Here is a 16,074-nt window from a genome sequence, read left to right on the forward strand (position 1 = left end):
CATTTTCTGGTCATCTAAGGATAGATGAAGGCAGCCATGACGGATTCCACAGCCCTGAGCCAGAAGGCTCACACAACCACGTCGTTTTACCAGCACGCAGATCCATCGAGCGAAGAAGCCTGCGGGTATCTGGTTGATCAGGCAAAGCACCCTGAGGTGTTGCGCCTATTGTTTGAGCACGACCCAGTACCCATTTACGACTTGCCGTATATTTACTCAGAATACCGAGAACAAGCCTTTGATGGCCCGCTGATCATCCAGCCCACTACGGCCCAGAGTGAAGAATGGCTCCAGACCGTACGCAGAACAAGGCAGGGAGCCTACTGGTTCGACACACTGAAAGTGCTTGCAACACTATCGCATTCACAGGATGGAACCTGAATGATACCCACTAGCAATCTGCCCTTCTCACCCAGCACAGCGCCTCTCGGGGCCCACGGCGCGCCCGTTTGCAAGCACGAAACCGCAAACGTGCTGTTGCGCCGCTCCGACAACCTCAGACGACCGAGGGCTTTTATCAATGCCGGTAAAATCGAGGATGAGAGCGGTAAGGTCGTAACCGCCGATCTGCAGGATGGCACAGAACATACGCCAGACAATGCAGAAGCCCGCTTCACCAAGCTCGTGACAGGCAACGCGAAGTGGTTTTGGCCTGAGGAGCCGGAGGGGGAGCATTTGATCGGGTTCGACACCGTGAGTGAACAGCGCCGTTTCGCCCCCGGCCAGCACCTCGACGAAGGCATAGAGCTCACCGTCATCCAAGGCGAACGCGAAGCAACGGCGATACACCTGCCACCACCGGTGATTATTAACCTGCGCGACGCAGCGCCCGCCTCTGAAGACTTGCTGACGGACGAACAGCTGGATTATTTCAGGGCAAACGGGAATAACGCGCTCATCTACATACACGGCTACAACGTGCCCCAGGGCGAATGGGGGCAATTCCTGAACCGCAAAGATAGCCAAAAAAGATATGGTGGCCATGGACCAACGCCCACCAACGCCTGGCACCCAAATAAAGCCACCACATGGCAGGATGCCGAAGCCCTGTCGGACACCAGCGCCACCCCACCGAAAGAAGATCAATTGAATGGCGCAGGCGCCCACAACTGGGCGATTCATATGGAGTACCAGTTGAACCGCGCAGCGGGTTTCGACGGCGAGAACTGGATGCCCTATAGCCGCATCATCAACATTTCCTGGCCGGGGGATACCGGTTCCACCGACTTTATGCAGGCGGAGCTAAATGCCATGACAGTGGGGCGGCGCCTGGCTCCGCTATTGCTGCAACTGGCAGAGGCAGGTATTGCCATCAACCTGATTTCCCACTCTCTCGGTGCCCGGGTGGCACTCACCGCCCTGAACATTCTGGGCACTATCGGGAAGAGCAATCTGGTCGATCACCTGTTTCTCTGGCAACCCGCCGTTGCCGATAACGCACTTACCAACGACAGCAGCCGTGATGTACACCCTTTGGGGCTGGGTGTGTTTCCTTCAGCCCACAGCGCGGCCCGCAAAATCGTGGTACTGCATTCCCGTGGAGACGGCATCCTCGGATCCGCAGACTATCAAGATCTGTCGCGGAAAGTTCCGTCCCCCGGACCTGGATCTTTTGCAAAGCTTATAAAAGAAGTCACATGGAATCTCGTAACCGCAGAGGACACCATGGACGACGTATTCGGTTACGCACGAGGAGTCTATGGTAAAAAATGGTGGACTTTCCCGAACTTCTTGAATAATGGCTTCGAGCCGGCAATCGAAAAACTCTACAAAGACTACTTGCCACTGACGTGGAAGTTAGACTATTCCAAGCGCTCTTTGTATGTACCCGAAGCACTCAAACAAACCGTCAAAGAAAACTGGGTGAGACTAGAAAAAGACATCCTTGCCGAAGCGAATGCCTTGTGGAAGCCCTGTATAGACTGTCTGCGCAACGGCGAACGACCACCTGATTACACCCTGATGGCACCCTTAAACCACCGGGCTAGCATAAGCCCGCAGGTGGCCAAGGATTATGTTTTGCGCCTGAAAAAGCTTGCGGTGAATAATTGGGTACCGGAACAACCGCCTCGGCCTGCGCTGGGGTATGTGGGACTCAATGAATTATTGGACGAGAATACAGCCGACTTTGATGAATCCATCAATCGACTAGTCACCGATCAAGTGGTTGAACAAACTGACCAATCAACTTGGTTGTTTAGCCATTCAGGGATGAGAATCCCCACTCAAGAGCTGTTCAAAGAAGTCTATCAGCGAGAAATCATGAAGAACCGATTGTTGGCAAATTCAAAGTTTGGACGTTACTGGTGAGCAAATTCAATCTACGGGTGCTTTTGTTACTGGGGCTTACGTTAGCTGCGGGATACGGCTTGTGGCAAGTCTATCATTCCTCCGGGCCGATCATGAGCGCCTCAGTTTCCTCAAACGGGGCATATGCCATCACCGCCCACAGGGATCAGAAACTGGTTCTTTGGGACTTGAAAGGGCATCGCCGTAAGATCATCAGCCGCAACGCAAATATCTACAGCGCATACTTCATCAAAAATCAGCCTTTATTTCTTTGGCAGGATCTCGACAATACTGTCACTACTCAGTCGGTAAACGGTGAGATCCAAACAGCTTTTGAACTGGAAAAGCCAACCTATGGTCACCTTATTACCCAGGATCTCAGCACCTACTATTACTCTGGCATTGGCTGGGGCATTTTTCGACGATCGGAAGACGGATCTACAGAGACTATCAAAGCGACCGATGGCAGAGCTTTTCTTGGCTATCACAAGCTCCTCAATCTCTCGATGGACGAGTCTGAGCAATGGATGGTTTCTGCAGGGAGTGGCGAGCCCAAAGGATTTGAGCCACCTTATTACCGGTCGTTACAAGAAGTTCTGGATCAGGGGGCAGATTATCAACACCTGTACAGCGTTGCTTTATGGGATCTCGAAACCAGACAACCAGCTATCAAACTGGATGGCAATTCTTCCAAAACCCACGCTGCCATAAGCCCAGATGGTCAATGGGTGATTAGCGCGGATGAAAACGGGATTAGTCTTGCGTGGAATACTTCCCAGCCTGAGGACCGAATGCGCAATGCCGCTTACTTTTCAGGACTATTTGATGACGACCTTCCAGACGGCCAAGACGATGCGGATTATTTTGATCAGAGCGGCCTCATCGAAGCACCTGAAGGTCCCAGCAATATCACGATCGCCGTCGCCTTCATCCACAACAGCGAATATTACCTCCGTTTCGGCAACAACAGCCACTTCGCCGCCCTGTTCAAAACCGGTGGCCCCTGGCCCGTGAAGTATTTTGATCTTGGCGAATCGCCCAAACTGGTCACCTACGGCAGTCAGTACGACCGCAACACAGCCATCGCCACCTCACCCGAATCGGGCATTCTGGCGATGGGGCACCAGTCTGCCGGTGGTATCAGCGTGTATCAGTTCGACCCAGACAAGCTGACGTTGGAGCGGGTCTGGGTGGTGGAATAGCATGAGGCGAAATGAACTTTGTGGTGCTGCATTCCCGTGGCGACGGCATTCTTGGGTCGGATAACAGTGAAGATAATGCTTGGTGGCGATACGCCATACCACCCCATATTCGGATAGCATCCAAAGCATGGGATCTCGCAACCGCCGACGACCCCATGGACGACATACTCGGTAAATTACGGGGAGCTTACGACAAGAAATGGTGGATCTTCCCAAGTTTTCTGGACAACGGTTTCGGGCCTGCCATCGAAAAACTATACAAAGACTACTTGCCACTGACGTGGAAGTTAGACTATTCCAAGCGCTCTTTGTATGTACCCGAAGCGCTCAAACAAACCGTTAAAGAAAACTGGACGAGGTTAGAAAAAGACATCCTCGCCGAGGCGAACGCCTTGTGGCAGCCCTGTATAGACTGTCTGCGCAATGGCGAACGTCCGCCGGATTACATCCTGATGGCACCACTAAACCATCGCGCTAGCATTAGCCCGCAGGTGGCCAAGGATTATATTTTGCGTTTGAAAAAGCTTGCGGTGAATGATTGGGTTCCGGAGCAACAGCCGCGGCCTGCGCTGGGGTATGTGGGGTTTGATGAGTTGTTGGGCGAGGGCACAGCTGACTTTGATAAATTGTAACTATTCAGCTTAAAAAACCTGTGAAAGTTCTTGACAGGGTTTTTGCTTGAATCTCTTCACCTTATCGGCATACGCACCGATGCTACCAGGCAGGCCATAAGCGACGACAGGAGAGCGGTTGAAGGGCTGTAATGATCGATGACGATCACGGGGCAGCCCCGGTTTTTTTAATCGCCGTATAAGAGCGCTCAGAGCCAAAAATGTCGCCCTGAAAACCCGTGCGATAATGGCTGTCTTACAAAGCCATCCCGGTGGGGGCAGACATTGAAAATAGACAATATCGACGTTGATTCGGCAATCGCCTCCGTCAAGAACCTTCTTGAGAAAGAGCGTGACCTGTCGCCTTCACTCAAGGCCGCTCTGGAAGTGCTGCTCGTTTTGGTGGCGCTACTGCTCAACCGCACGACGCTCAATAGCAAAAATAGTAGTAAGCCGCCGTCAACGGATCCGAATCGTGACAAATCTTCTAAAAAGGGTTCCAGCAATAGAAAACCCGGCGGACAGAAGGGGCGTATCGGAACCACCTTGCAGCAGGTCGATGATCCTGACGCCGTGAAAGAGCTGAAAGTCGATCGACGCTCTCTGCCAAAAGGACGGCGGTATCAAGAGGACGGTTATGAAACACGGCAGGTCATCGATATTGATATCGCGCGATTCGTGACTGAATACCGAGCACAGGTTATTAAAGACGACCAGGGGAATCGATTTGTTGCTGCCTTTCCGGACAGGGTCAGTCGGTCGGTTCAGTATGGCATCGGCATCAAGGCCAATGCAGTCTATATGTCGCAGTTTCAGCTGTTGCCCTATGACCGAATCCGTGACCACTTTCAGGAGCAGATGGGTATTCCGGTCAGTGCCGGCTCTGTCTTCAATTTCAACAAAGAGGCTTACGAGAAGCTGGATCATTTCGAGCAGTGGGCGAAAGCTCAGCTCGCCAAATCTGAGCTCATGCATGTTGATGAGACCGGCATCAACTTGGACGGGAAGCGCCACTGGTTGCACTGCGCGTCCAATAGCGCATTGACGCTGCTCTACCCCCACGCCAAGCGTGGCACCGAGGCCATGGACGAGATGGGCGTGTTGCCCTTCTTCAGCGGGGTGCTGTGTCACGATCATTGGAAGCCGTACTACCGTTACGCGTGCACCCATTCCCTGTGCAATGCGCACCATCTTCGAGAGCTGGAGAGGGCATGGGAGCAGGACGGTCAACACTGGGCCAAGGCGATGAAAGCCCTGCTGATCGATATGAACAATACGGTAGCGGATGCCGGTGGCCGCTTGCCAGCCACTGATGCTGAACGGTGGCGACAGCGCTATCGACAACGTCTCGAAGAGGCAGATATCGAATGTCCACCTCCCGATGTAAGCCTGCGAGAGGCCGGGAAACGCGGCAGGCTAAAACGATCAAAAGCCCGAAACTTGCTGGAAAGGTTGCGCAACTTTGAGCACGACGTGCTGCGTTTTATGGATGTCGAGTACGTCCCCTTCACTAACAATCAGGGGGAGAACGACCTGCGCATGACGAAAGTGCAGCAGAAAATATCCGGTTGTTTTCGATCCATGGCGGGGGCGAAGATCTTTTGTCGTGTTCGCAGTTACCTGTCAACGTGTCGCAAGCAGGGGATGTCAGCCACAGAGGCTCTGGCTTTACTCTTTCAGGGGAAAAGCCCTGCGTTTATGGATACCGATGAGACTCTATTTTAATGATCGTGGCAGATGTGAGCTGAATAGTTACGATAAATTCATCTATCGATTAATCAACGATCAAGCGGCTGTTCAAATTAACCAATCAACTTGGCTATTTAGCCACTCCGGGATGCGAATTCCAAGTGAGGACGTGTTCAACCGTTCTTATAAAGATGAGATTATCGAGCGACTGAAGGGACAGGGGAGAAAACAGTTTGGACGGTATTAAATCGTACTCTCGCTGGGCTTTGCCCTTAGCTGTTATTGCTATAGCCTTCTTGATTGCCAGAACAGTCGGGCTATTTGGCATCACCTACGGCCCGGTTATGGCAGTCGGGGTATCCGATGACGGGCGATACGTCATCAGCTCTCACCGCAGCAACCACTTGGTACTTTGGGACATTAAGGAAGACCGATATGAAGTGGTCTCGAGTGATGCCAATATTTACAGCGCCTATTTCATACCCGGCCAGCGTGCGTTTCTCTGGCAAAATCTTAACAACACCGTCACCGCCCAAACCACCGGCGGCGAAATACTGGAGCAGTTCCAACATTTCCCCACCTACGGCCATGCCATAGATGCCAGCCTGACCCACTACCTCTCCACCAACGAGACATGGAACCTGTTCTACGGTTATGGCGATTCACTCGAACCACTTCTGCGAGACGGTGACAGTCCGAGCTTTATGGGAAGTGGCAAGCTTCTGAATCTTGGCCTTTCAAACAGCGACTTTTTTATAACAGCGGGCAAAGGCCTGGACTTTATCGACGGGCGCCCTATAAGCGGTGATACCCCCGCCGTTCGACCCGTCAATGATTTGCTCTCGTCATCCAACTTTTCCGGTGTAGTCCTTTGGAGTTATGAAACTTTGAGCCCCGTTGCCAAGTTCGACGGGAACTCCTCCAAAACCCATGCCACCATCAGCCCGGATGGACAATGGGTGGTTAGCGCGGATGAAAACGGAATTAGCCTCGCATGGAATACATCCCGGCCCGAACACCGAATGCGCAATGCCGGTTACTTTTCGGGACTGTATGATGATGATCTTCCAGACGGCTTCGACGATGCGGATTATTTTGATCAGAGTGAACTAATCGAAGCACCTGAAGGCCCCAGTAATATCACCATCGCCATAGCCTTCATCCACAACAGCGAGTACTACCTCCGCTTCGGCAACAACAGCCACTTCGCCGCCCTATTCAAAACCGGCAGCCCCTGGCCCGTGAAATATTTTGATCTCGGCGAATCACCCAAACTGGTCACCTACGGCAGTCAGTACGACCGCAACACCGCTATTGCCACCTCGCCGGAAGCGGGCATTCTGGCGATGGGGCACCAGTCTACAGGCGGTATCAGTGTGTACCAGTTCGACCTGGGCAAGCTGTCGTTGGAGCGGGTTTGGGTGGTGGAATAGTGGTGTGAGTATCAACCAAGAGAAATTGGGTGTGCTGGGAGGCCGTGGGTTGGGTGGTGGCTATCAATCCCGCTTTACGAACACTCTGGCGCTCTCGTATTGGGTCTTTTCTGCGCTTACATCAACACCGCGTAAATAACCCCAGCCAGAATGATTCTGTAGATAACGTAAGGCCACATACCTACTTTGTTCAGCCATTTCAGGAAGAAGTGGATAGCGGTAATGGCAATCAAAAAGGATGTCACACCACCGATCAGAAAGGCGCCCCAATCAACAACAGTGTCGGCAGCTGCAACTTCCAAAAGCTTTACACCTGCCGCCAACGCAGTGATGGGAATGGCCAGCAGGAAGGAGAAACGGGAAGCGGTTTCCCGGCTCATTCCAAGGAACAGGCCGGCTGTGATGGTAATGCCCGAACGTGAGGTTCCGGGCACAATGGCGATCGCCTGAGCAATGCCCACCAGTAACGCATCTTTCCAGTTCAGGCTGTCGAGAGACCGCTGACGCTTGGGCATCCAGTCTGCCACGCCTAGTAACAAGCCGAAGAACAGCGTGGTGGCAAAGATAATTTCCACGGCGCGCAGTTCGTTATCGATCATATCCAGCAGTGCCAAGCCTGCAAGGCCCGCGGGAATCGTGCCTATCACCAGGTATAAAGCCAGTGCGCCCTGGCCGACGACGCGGCGTCGGCCCATGGAAATAAGGCCGTCTCGGGCGATGCTGAATACATCGTCGCGAAAGTAGAAAACTACCGCCAGCAGGGTGCCCACGTGAACCGCAAGGTCAAAGGCTACGCCCTGATCTACCCAGTCAAAGAAAGCTGGAACAAGAATAAGGTGGGCGGAGCTGGAAATAGGCAGGAATTCAGTCAGTCCCTGGAGGAGGCCAAGGTAAAGAGCCTGGAGAAAATCCATTCTGTGGGTTCCGTTCGGGTCAGGTGTTTACGGTTCAATGGGATGAAAAGATGGGCGGGATATTAGCAGGGTGGTGGTTAACTGAACAGGTTTCCGGCGCCGGGGTTGCCTTGAATATTGCCTGTGAGCGCGCGCGGGGCCGTGCAGCGCCTTCAGGTCGGGAACCTGTCCCGGGTGCTGTTGGCAATGCGCACCAGTACAAGCATCAGTGGCACTTCCACCAATACGCCCACCACCGTGGCCAGGGCAGCACCGGATTGCAGGCCGAATAGCGCGATGGCCGCCGCCACGGCAAGTTCGAAAAAGTTGCTGGCACCAATCATGGCACCGGGTGCAGCAATGCAGTGGCGAACCTTCCATAGCCGAGCCCAACCATAGGCCAAGAAGAAGATCAGGAAGGTCTGGATGATCAACGGCACAGCAATCAGCACGATGTGCAGCGGGTTGGCCAGAATAACTTCACCCTGGAAGGCAAACAGCAGCACCAAGGTGACAATCAACGCAGCTGGCGTTACCGGGCCGAGGCGCTTCATGAATACGTCGTCGTACCAGCGCTGGCCACGACGGGCAACCAGGGTGCGGCGGGTCAGGTAGCCGGCGGTGAGTGGTATCACGATGTACAGCACCACGGACAGCATCACCGTATCCCAGGGCACCTGAATGTCAGAGATGCCGAGCAAAAACACCACGATGGGCGCGAAGGCAAACAGCATAATGATGTCGTTCAGGGACACCTGCACAAGAGTATAAGCGGCATCGCCTTTGGTCAGGTAACTCCAGACAAACACCATGGCTGTGCAGGGAGCCGCGCCCAGAAGAATGGCGCCAGCCAGGTATTCGCTGGCCAATTTCGGTGCAATAAACGGCTCGAACACCACCATCAGGAAAAACCAGGCGATGGCGAACATGGTGAAAGGTTTGATCAGCCAGTTCACCACTGTGGTGATGGCTAACCCTTTTGGCTCTTTTCTTACGTTTATGATGGAGCTGAAATCAATCTGCGCCATCATCGGGAAAATCATCGCCCAGATCAGAATGGCGATGGGGATAGACACTTGGGCATATTCGAAACGAGACAGAGTTTCTGGTATTGCAGGCGCAAACTGGCCCAAGGCCACGCCAGCGATGATGGCCAGGGCCACCCAGAGCGATAGATACTTCCCGAACAGATCCATGCCACCGCTGGCGTCTTCAGTTCGGGTGGCTTCTGTATGGCTGGTCATTGCTTACCCCAGAGTGTCTTTACTTTGTTACTTTCCCTGCCTATTATCGCTAAAAATGCATATATGGCAAATCGAATATGCAAGGGTTTCGGTATTGGAGGATCCCATGAAAAGAAGCGTCCTGCACCAGAAGGAAACCGGCCTGAAACCTGAAGATTACAACCCCGTGAGCATCTTCAAGGCCTTGGGTGATGAGTTGCGGCTGGCGGCACTTTTGTTGATCCGGGATCAGGGCAAACTGTGCGTGTGTGAATTGACCGAAGCCTTTGCGGTGTCCCAGCCGAAAGTCAGCCGCCATCTAGCCACCCTGCGGGATGTCGGGCTGGTGGAAACAGAGCGCCGTGGCCAGTGGGTCTATTATTATCTTAACCCCCGGCTTCCAGCCTGGGTGTCGTGGGTTTTGGATGAAACCGCCCAGGACAATGAGGCATTGATCCAACAGCCCTTGGCACAGTTGCAGGCCATGGCTGAGCGCCCGGGGGTGCAGTGCCCCTGATCGCTTCCCGGATAAACGAATTGCGAATTTCGCAAGGAGACCACCATGAATAAGATCAAAGTAGGCATTAACGGATTCGGCCGCATTGGCCGCCTGGCTCTGCGGGCCGCTTGGGACTGGCCGGAACTGGATTTTGTTGCCATTAACGATCCTGGGGCAGATACCCATACCTTCGCACACCTGCTGAACTTTGACAGTGTTCACGGCCGCTGGCGCCACGAGGCCGATGCCAGTGGTGATGAGATGATGATCGAAGGCAAGCGCATCACCGTCACCCACAACAAGGCCATCGGCGATACCGACTGGTCCGGCTGCGACCTAGTGATCGAAGCCAGTGGCGTGAACAAGAAGGTAGCCGCGCTGCAAGGCTACCTGGATCAGGGCGTGAAGCGCGTGGTAGTCACCGCGCCGGTGAAGGAAGCGGGGGCCAAGAATATCGTATTGGGCGTGAACGAGCATATTTTCGATCCGGCTAACGACCGCATCGTTTCCGCTGCGTCCTGCACCACCAACTGCCTGGCGCCGGTGGTCAAAGTTATACACGAGAAACTCGGCATCAAACACGGCTCTATCACCACCATCCATAGCCTGACCAACACCCAGACCATAATCGACGCGCCCCACAAGGACCTGCGCCGGGCACGGTCCTGTGGCAGTTCGCTGATCCCCACCAGCACCGGTTCTGCCACAGCGATTATCGAGATCTTCCCGGAGCTGAAGGGGCGTCTTGATGGCCACGCCGTGCGGGTTCCGCTGACGAACGCCTCGCTGACCGACTGCGTGTTTGAAGTGGAAACGCCGACGGATCGCGACACCGTGAACCAGTTGTTGAAAGAAGCCGCCGAGGGCGAACTCAAGGATATTCTGGGCTACGAAGAGCGCCCGCTGGTGTCCATCGACTACAAGACCGATCCGCGCTCATCCATTGTCGACGCCCTGTCCACGCTGGTGGTCAACGGCACCCAGGTGAAGATCTATGCCTGGTACGACAACGAATGGGGTTACGCCAACCGCACTGCGGAACTGGTACGTAAGGTAGGTTCTGCCTGATATGACTGCTGCCGTTCGACAGTATCTGGTGATTACCGGCAACTACTGGGCCTTTACCCTGACGGACGGAGCCCTGCGCATGCTGGTGGTGCTGCATTTCCACCAGTTGGGCTACTCGCCGCTGGAAATTGCCCTGTTGTTCATTTTCTATGAATTTTTCGGGATAGTGACCAATCTGGTGGGGGGTTATCTGGGTGCGCGAATCGGGCTCAATCGCACCATGAACTTGGGTTTGTTCCTGCAAATTCTGGCACTGGGAATGCTGGCGGTACCGGCTGCGATGCTGACTGTGCCCTGGGTGATGGCCGCTCAGGCTATGTCAGGTATTGCCAAGGATCTGAACAAGATGTCAGCGAAAAGCGGAATCAAGCTTCTGGTTCCGGATGGCGAGCAGGATCGGCTGTACAAATGGGTGGCCATCCTGACAGGGTCGAAGAACACCCTGAAAGGGGTCGGGTTTTTTCTGGGCGGTGTGCTACTGATGGCGGTTGGGTTCACCGGTGCGGTGATCATCATGGCCGTGGTTTTGGGTCTGGTCTGGCTGGCCAGTCTGTTCCTGCTCAAGCAGGAGATGGGCAAGAGCAAAGCCAAACCGAAGTTCAGAGAAATTCTGTCAAAAAGCCGTGCAATCAATGTATTGTCCGCTGCGCGGATGTTCCTGTTCGGTGCGCGGGACATCTGGTTCGTGGTGGCTCTGCCGGTATACCTGCATACGGTGTTTGGCTGGGATTTCTGGAAAGTCGGTGGGTTCATGGCCACCTGGGTAATCGGTTACGGCTTCATTCAAACCATTGCTCCACGCATCACCGGCAACATGGAAAGCAAAGGGCCGGCAGTGCTTTGGGCCGCTGCCCTCGCACTGGTTCCTGCCGCGATTGCCGCTGGCCTGGTGATGGGTTGGTCGCCCCAGTACGTTGTTATCGGTGGTCTGCTGTTATTCGGTGTGCTGTTTGCGATCAATTCCTCTCTGCACAGCTACCTGATTATCAGGTATGCCCGGGGGGATGGTGTGTCTCTGGATGTGGGTTTTTACTATATGTCCAACGCCGCCGGCCGGCTTCTTGGGACAATCCTGTCAGGCTGGGTTTATCAGGTTTACGGCTTGGAGGCCTGTTTGTGGATTTCTGCGGGGTTGGTGGCCATGGCCGCGTTGCTATCGCTGATGCTCCCCCAACGGCACGAAGCCCCGGCCTGACAGCGGGAAAGGCGTCAGAAACGCAGCACCGAGCCGCCGGAATCCAGGGCCGTATAGGTGCCTCGAAGGTCAAGCCGCAGGCGACCTTGCCAATAGGCGGGGATGACCCAATAGATTGATGAACTTGATCAGAACGGAGGTGTTTCTTATGTCAGAGTCCAGTGTAGTGGTAATAACCGGTGCCAACCGAGGCATTGGTCTGGAGCTTGCCCGCCATTATGCCCGCGAAGGGCATGAAGTGATCGGCGTGTGTCGGCAATCATCTGAGGAACTGGCAAACGTGACCGCTCAGGTGATCGAGGAGGTAGATGTCACCACCAATGAGGGTATCGAGAAGCTGAAGGCCGGCTTGGCGGGCAAGAGCATCAGCCTGCTGATCAACAACGCCGGCTTGCTGCAGGACGAGCAGCTTGGCAGCATTGATTTCGACTCCATCCGCATACAAATGGAAATCAACGCTTACGCCCCGTTGCGCGTGGCCGAGGCGCTAATTCCATTGATGGGGCAGAGCAGTAAGATCGCCAATATCACCAGCCGCATGGGCTCCATTGCTGATAACGATTCCGGTGGTCGCTACGGCTATCGCGCCTCCAAAGCAGCGTTGAACGCCTTCGGTAAATCTCTGGCGATGGATTTGAAGCCCAAGGGGATCGCCGTGGCTCAGTTGCACCCTGGCTATGTGAAGACCCGGATGGTGGGCTTTGGGGGTCTTATCTCCCCGGAAGACTCCGCTCGTGGTCTGGCGGAGCGTATTACCAAACTGAGCTTAGAGAATACCGGCTCTTTCTGGCACAGCAACGGGGAGGAGCTGCCGTGGTGAGCCGGTTTTGACCGACCTTTTGCTAGAAAACGTCAGCATTGGCGACCTGAGTGACGTTTCATTGACGGTGCCTGGCGGGCAGGTGGTTTGCTTGTCTGGCCCCTCCGGCAGTGGCAAGAGTCGCGTACTACGGGCGGTAGCCGACCTGGAACCCCACGGCGGCAGGGTTTCCCTGAAGGGTGTCGGCCAGCTGGATATACCCGCTCACCAGTGGCGAGGCCGGGTTGTTATGGTGCCCGCAGACAGCCAGTGGTGGTTTGATGATGTGGGTGCTCACTTTCCTGATAAGGCCGGTGAACGATTGCCCGCAGCACTGGGGTTGCCACCAGAGGTGATGGCCTGGTCGGTCAGCCGGCTGTCTTCCGGAGAGCGGCAACGGCTGGCGCTCTGGCGGGCTCTTTCCCTGGAGCCCCAGGCATTATTATTGGACGAACCTACCGCCAACCTCGATGGCGAGACCACGAGAGCCATTGAAACCTGGCTACTAGAAGAAATCTGGCAACGGCAAATTGCCACCCTATGGGTCGCCCATGACCCGGCCCAGATTCAACGTGTGGCTAGCGCCCACTATCGCATTCGCGGAGCCCGACTGGAGCCAGCCCATGGAAGTGATTGATCTGGCCTGGTGGAAACTCGGGCTAGCAGCCCTGCTGATACTGGCTCTGGCGGTGACCGGCTATTTGAGCCGGCTGGGTATCACCCGCAGCCTGTTGATTGCCGCCGTACGTACGGTGATCCAGCTGGTCCTGATCGGGTTGGTGCTGGAAGCTTTGTTTGAGTCCTCTAGTTTCTACTGGATTGCCCTGCTGGCAACGATCATGCTGCTGGTGGCAGGCCGGGAAGTGGTCGCTCGCCAGAGTCGGCGATTGCAGGGTTGGTGGGCCATCGGCATTGGTACCGGGGCCATGTTCGTGTCGTCCTTTACGGTCACGGTGCTGGCTTTGGCCGTGGTGATCGGCCCGGAACCCTGGTATGCCCCGCAATATGCGATTCCCCTGCTGGGCATGATGCTGGGTAATACCATGACCGGTGTCAGCCTGGCCCTGGATCGGTTGAATGAGTCAGTCTGGCGGCAGCGTGCTGTGATCGAGAATCGGCTGATGCTGGGGCAGACCTGGCAGCAAGCTTTGGAAGATATTCGCCGGGAGGCTATGCGCAGCGGCATGATGCCCTCGATCAACGCCATGGCCGCGGCGGGTATTGTCAGCCTTCCGGGCATGATGACCGGTCAGATTCTCGCCGGCAGCCCGCCGGCTGTGGCGGTGAAATACCAGATTCTGGTGATGTTGATCATTACCGCAGGCACCGGCTTTGGTGCGGTGATGGCGGTGTCCTGGAGCAGTCGCCGGCTGTTCGATGAGCGCGAACGGTTGCGCTTGGATCGGTTGATGAAGCCCTGACTAGTGAGGTTGCTCTGGCACTTCCCGGATGCGACCTTGCTCATCAATGGCGACGTACACAAAACAGCCTTCGGTCACTTTGCGCGGGTGTTTGGCGGTGCGATCGAGGGTCCACACTTCCACATTGATTTTCATGGAGCTGCGGCCTATGTCTACCAGCTCGCAGTAGCAGCCGACTTGAGAGCCAACCCGCAAAGGTGAGAGAAACTCCATCCCATCCATGGCCACAGTGGCGTTGCGGCCCAGAGAAATGCGACCGGCCACGGTAGCGGCGGCGATGTCCATCTGCTTGACCAGCCAACCCGCGAACACATCGCCATTGGCGTTGGTATCCTGGGGCAGGGGTACAATCTGGAGGGTCAGATCGCCGCGGGGTTTGGGTTTGTCGTCGTCGAGCACCGTCATGAATTCAACCTTTTCAGTCCGTGATTGTTGTAGTCCCCCGCATGTTAGCGACCTGCACGGCGTCTGCAAGAAAAATTGAATGTCTTGTTCTATATTTCAATGGTTGTCATAAAGTTGTCACAGAGTGCCTTTATTGTTCACACATCGGTGAAGCAACCCCGTAAATAAAGCCAAAGTGACAAACGGAGACTCAACGTGATCAAACTTAAAACAGCCCTTACAAGCGTGGCACTGGTGAGCAGTATTGCAGCCGTGTCGACTCCGGCCATGGCGCGCGACACCATCAGCATTGTGGGTTCTTCCACGGTTTACCCATTCGCCACCGTGGTTGCCGAACGCTTCGGCCGTAACACTGATTTCCCGACTCCTAAGATTGAGTCCACCGGTTCCGGTGGCGGCCTGAAGCTGTTCTGTCAAGGTGTTGGTACCCAGCACCCGGACATCACCAACGCTTCCCGTCGTATGAAAAAGAGCGAATTCGCTAACTGCCAGGCCAACGGCGTCAAGGAAATCACCGAAGTACGTATCGGTGCTGACGGTATCGTTATGGCAAACTCCAAGGAAGCGGAAAAGCTCGACTTGTCCCTGAAGCAGATTTTCCTGGCACTGGCCAAAGATGTACCTAACCCGGACGGTAGTAACGAGTTGGTTGCCAACCCTTACATGAATTGGAGCGAAATCGACTCCAGCCTTCCGAATATTGAAATCAGCGTAATGGGCCCGCCTCCGACTTCAGGCACCCGTGACGCGTTCGTTGAGCTGGCGATGGAGAGCGGTTGCAAACAGTTCGACATGATCGCGCAGATGGAAGACGAGAACGAAGACAAGTTCAAGACCGTATGTCAAAGCATGCGTGAAGACGGCCCGTTCATTGAAGCCGGCGAAAACGACAACCTGATCGTTCAGCGTCTGGCCCAGGATCCGGAAACTCTCGGTATTTTCGGCTACAGCTTCCTGATGGAAAACACTGGCCAGATCCAGGCAGCGACCGTGAACGGCGTCGAGCCGACTCCCGAAGCCATTTCGAGCGACAAATACCCGGTAGCCCGTTCACTGTGGTTCTACATCAAGAAGGCGCACGTGGGTGTTGTTCCGGGGATCAAGGAATATGTCTCCGAGTTCACCAGCGAAGGCGCTTGGGGTGATAACGGCTACCTCGTTGATGTAGGCCTGATCCCAAGCCCACGCAGCGAGCGCATGAAGATTGCAAAGGCGGTGAAAGAACTGCACCCGATGACTGGCAACAAGCTGTAAGGCTCGATCATGAGTCGTCAGGGATGAAGAAAAAGGAACGTGGGCTTGGTGGCCCGCGTTCCTTTGTTACATCGGTATGAATATCTTCGTGCG

At 54.9% G+C, this 16,074-nt stretch carries 16 protein-coding genes; 13 read left to right on the forward strand and 3 right to left on the reverse strand.

Annotated elements, in window-relative coordinates; genetic code table 11:
• Positions 1 to 36: 36 nt before the first annotated feature.
• From CPH80_RS16845 to CPH80_RS16870, 6 genes are all read left to right on the forward strand, one after another.
• Positions 37 to 381 (forward strand): DUF4123 domain-containing protein, encoded by a 345-nt coding sequence (locus CPH80_RS16845; RefSeq protein ID WP_143752933.1) that lies wholly within the window; start codon positions 37 to 39, stop codon positions 379 to 381.
• Positions 382 to 2,310: an alpha/beta hydrolase gene (locus CPH80_RS16850; protein WP_096279625.1), complete on the forward strand. Its 1,929-nt coding sequence runs from the start codon at positions 382 to 384 to the stop codon at positions 2,308 to 2,310.
• Positions 2,307 to 3,491 carry a WD40 repeat domain-containing protein gene (locus tag CPH80_RS16855; RefSeq protein ID WP_143752934.1) on the forward strand — a complete coding sequence of 395 codons (1,185 nt, stop codon included), beginning with the start codon at positions 2,307 to 2,309 and terminating at the stop codon, positions 3,489 to 3,491. The genes CPH80_RS16850 and CPH80_RS16855 overlap by 4 nt, the downstream gene beginning before the upstream one ends.
• Positions 3,492 to 3,502: 11 nt before the next feature.
• A complete protein-coding gene (locus CPH80_RS16860; protein WP_096279629.1) occupies positions 3,503 to 4,123 on the forward strand; it encodes a hypothetical protein in 621 nt (206 codons plus the stop codon).
• Positions 4,124 to 4,387: 264 nt separating this feature from the next.
• Complete coding sequence (gene tnpC, locus CPH80_RS16865; RefSeq protein WP_096279631.1) at positions 4,388 to 5,827, forward strand: IS66 family transposase; 1,440 nt, start codon at positions 4,388 to 4,390, stop codon at positions 5,825 to 5,827.
• Between the two features lie 197 nt (positions 5,828 to 6,024).
• A complete protein-coding gene (locus CPH80_RS16870; RefSeq protein WP_096279633.1) occupies positions 6,025 to 7,224 on the forward strand; it encodes a WD40 repeat domain-containing protein in 1,200 nt (399 codons plus the stop codon).
• 116 nt (positions 7,225 to 7,340) lie between these two features.
• Here the strand turns inward: CPH80_RS16870 and CPH80_RS16875 are convergent, their stop codons facing one another.
• Together CPH80_RS16875 and arsB are read right to left on the reverse strand one after the other, a co-directional pair.
• Positions 7,341 to 8,138 carry an undecaprenyl-diphosphate phosphatase gene (locus tag CPH80_RS16875; RefSeq protein WP_096279635.1) on the reverse strand — a complete coding sequence of 266 codons (798 nt, stop codon included), beginning with the start codon at positions 8,136 to 8,138 and terminating at the stop codon, positions 7,341 to 7,343.
• A gap of 152 nt (positions 8,139 to 8,290) precedes the next feature.
• Positions 8,291 to 9,361 carry an ACR3 family arsenite efflux transporter gene (arsB, locus tag CPH80_RS16880; protein ID WP_096279637.1) on the reverse strand — a complete coding sequence of 357 codons (1,071 nt, stop codon included), beginning with the start codon at positions 9,359 to 9,361 and terminating at the stop codon, positions 8,291 to 8,293.
• A 106-nt stretch (positions 9,362 to 9,467) separates the two neighbouring features.
• Between arsB and CPH80_RS16885 the strand changes: the two genes are divergently transcribed.
• The 6 genes from CPH80_RS16885 (at position 9,468) to CPH80_RS16910 (ending at position 14,322) form a co-directional block, all read left to right on the forward strand.
• Entirely contained in the window at positions 9,468 to 9,857 is a 390-nt protein-coding gene (locus CPH80_RS16885) for a metalloregulator ArsR/SmtB family transcription factor (RefSeq protein ID WP_227520228.1), read from the forward strand.
• A 45-nt stretch (positions 9,858 to 9,902) separates the two neighbouring features.
• On the forward strand, positions 9,903 to 10,907 hold the full coding sequence (locus tag CPH80_RS16890) for an ArsJ-associated glyceraldehyde-3-phosphate dehydrogenase (protein ID WP_096279639.1): 1,005 nt from the start codon (positions 9,903 to 9,905) through the stop codon (positions 10,905 to 10,907).
• Between the two features lies 1 nt (position 10,908).
• The gene (gene arsJ / locus CPH80_RS16895) at positions 10,909 to 12,102 is read left to right on the forward strand and encodes an organoarsenical effux MFS transporter ArsJ (protein WP_096279641.1); all 1,194 of its coding nucleotides are present in this window, start codon (positions 10,909 to 10,911) and stop codon (positions 12,100 to 12,102) included.
• Between the two features lie 148 nt (positions 12,103 to 12,250).
• Positions 12,251 to 12,922, forward strand: a complete 672-nt coding sequence (locus tag CPH80_RS16900) for an SDR family oxidoreductase (RefSeq protein ID WP_096279643.1) — start codon at positions 12,251 to 12,253, stop codon at positions 12,920 to 12,922.
• Between the two features lie 7 nt (positions 12,923 to 12,929).
• On the forward strand, positions 12,930 to 13,538 hold the full coding sequence (locus CPH80_RS16905; protein ID WP_096279645.1) for an ATP-binding cassette domain-containing protein: 609 nt from the start codon (positions 12,930 to 12,932) through the stop codon (positions 13,536 to 13,538).
• Complete coding sequence (locus CPH80_RS16910; protein ID WP_096279647.1) at positions 13,525 to 14,322, forward strand: ABC transporter permease; 798 nt, start codon at positions 13,525 to 13,527, stop codon at positions 14,320 to 14,322. Before CPH80_RS16905 ends, CPH80_RS16910 begins: the two co-directional genes overlap by 14 nt.
• Here CPH80_RS16910 and CPH80_RS16915 read toward each other — a convergent pair whose 3' ends face one another.
• The gene (locus tag CPH80_RS16915) at positions 14,323 to 14,727 is read right to left on the reverse strand and encodes an acyl-CoA thioesterase (protein WP_096279649.1); all 405 of its coding nucleotides are present in this window, start codon (positions 14,725 to 14,727) and stop codon (positions 14,323 to 14,325) included.
• A 195-nt stretch (positions 14,728 to 14,922) separates the two neighbouring features.
• Here CPH80_RS16915 and CPH80_RS16920 point away from each other — a divergent pair, with 195 nt between their 5' ends.
• On the forward strand, positions 14,923 to 15,981 hold the full coding sequence (locus tag CPH80_RS16920; protein ID WP_096279651.1) for a substrate-binding domain-containing protein: 1,059 nt from the start codon (positions 14,923 to 14,925) through the stop codon (positions 15,979 to 15,981).
• Positions 15,982 to 16,074 lie beyond the last annotated feature (93 nt).

Origin of the sequence: Marinobacter sp. LV10R510-11A, from assembly GCF_900215155.1 — a bacterium.
Taxonomy (GTDB): Bacteria; Pseudomonadota; Gammaproteobacteria; order Pseudomonadales; family Oleiphilaceae; genus Marinobacter.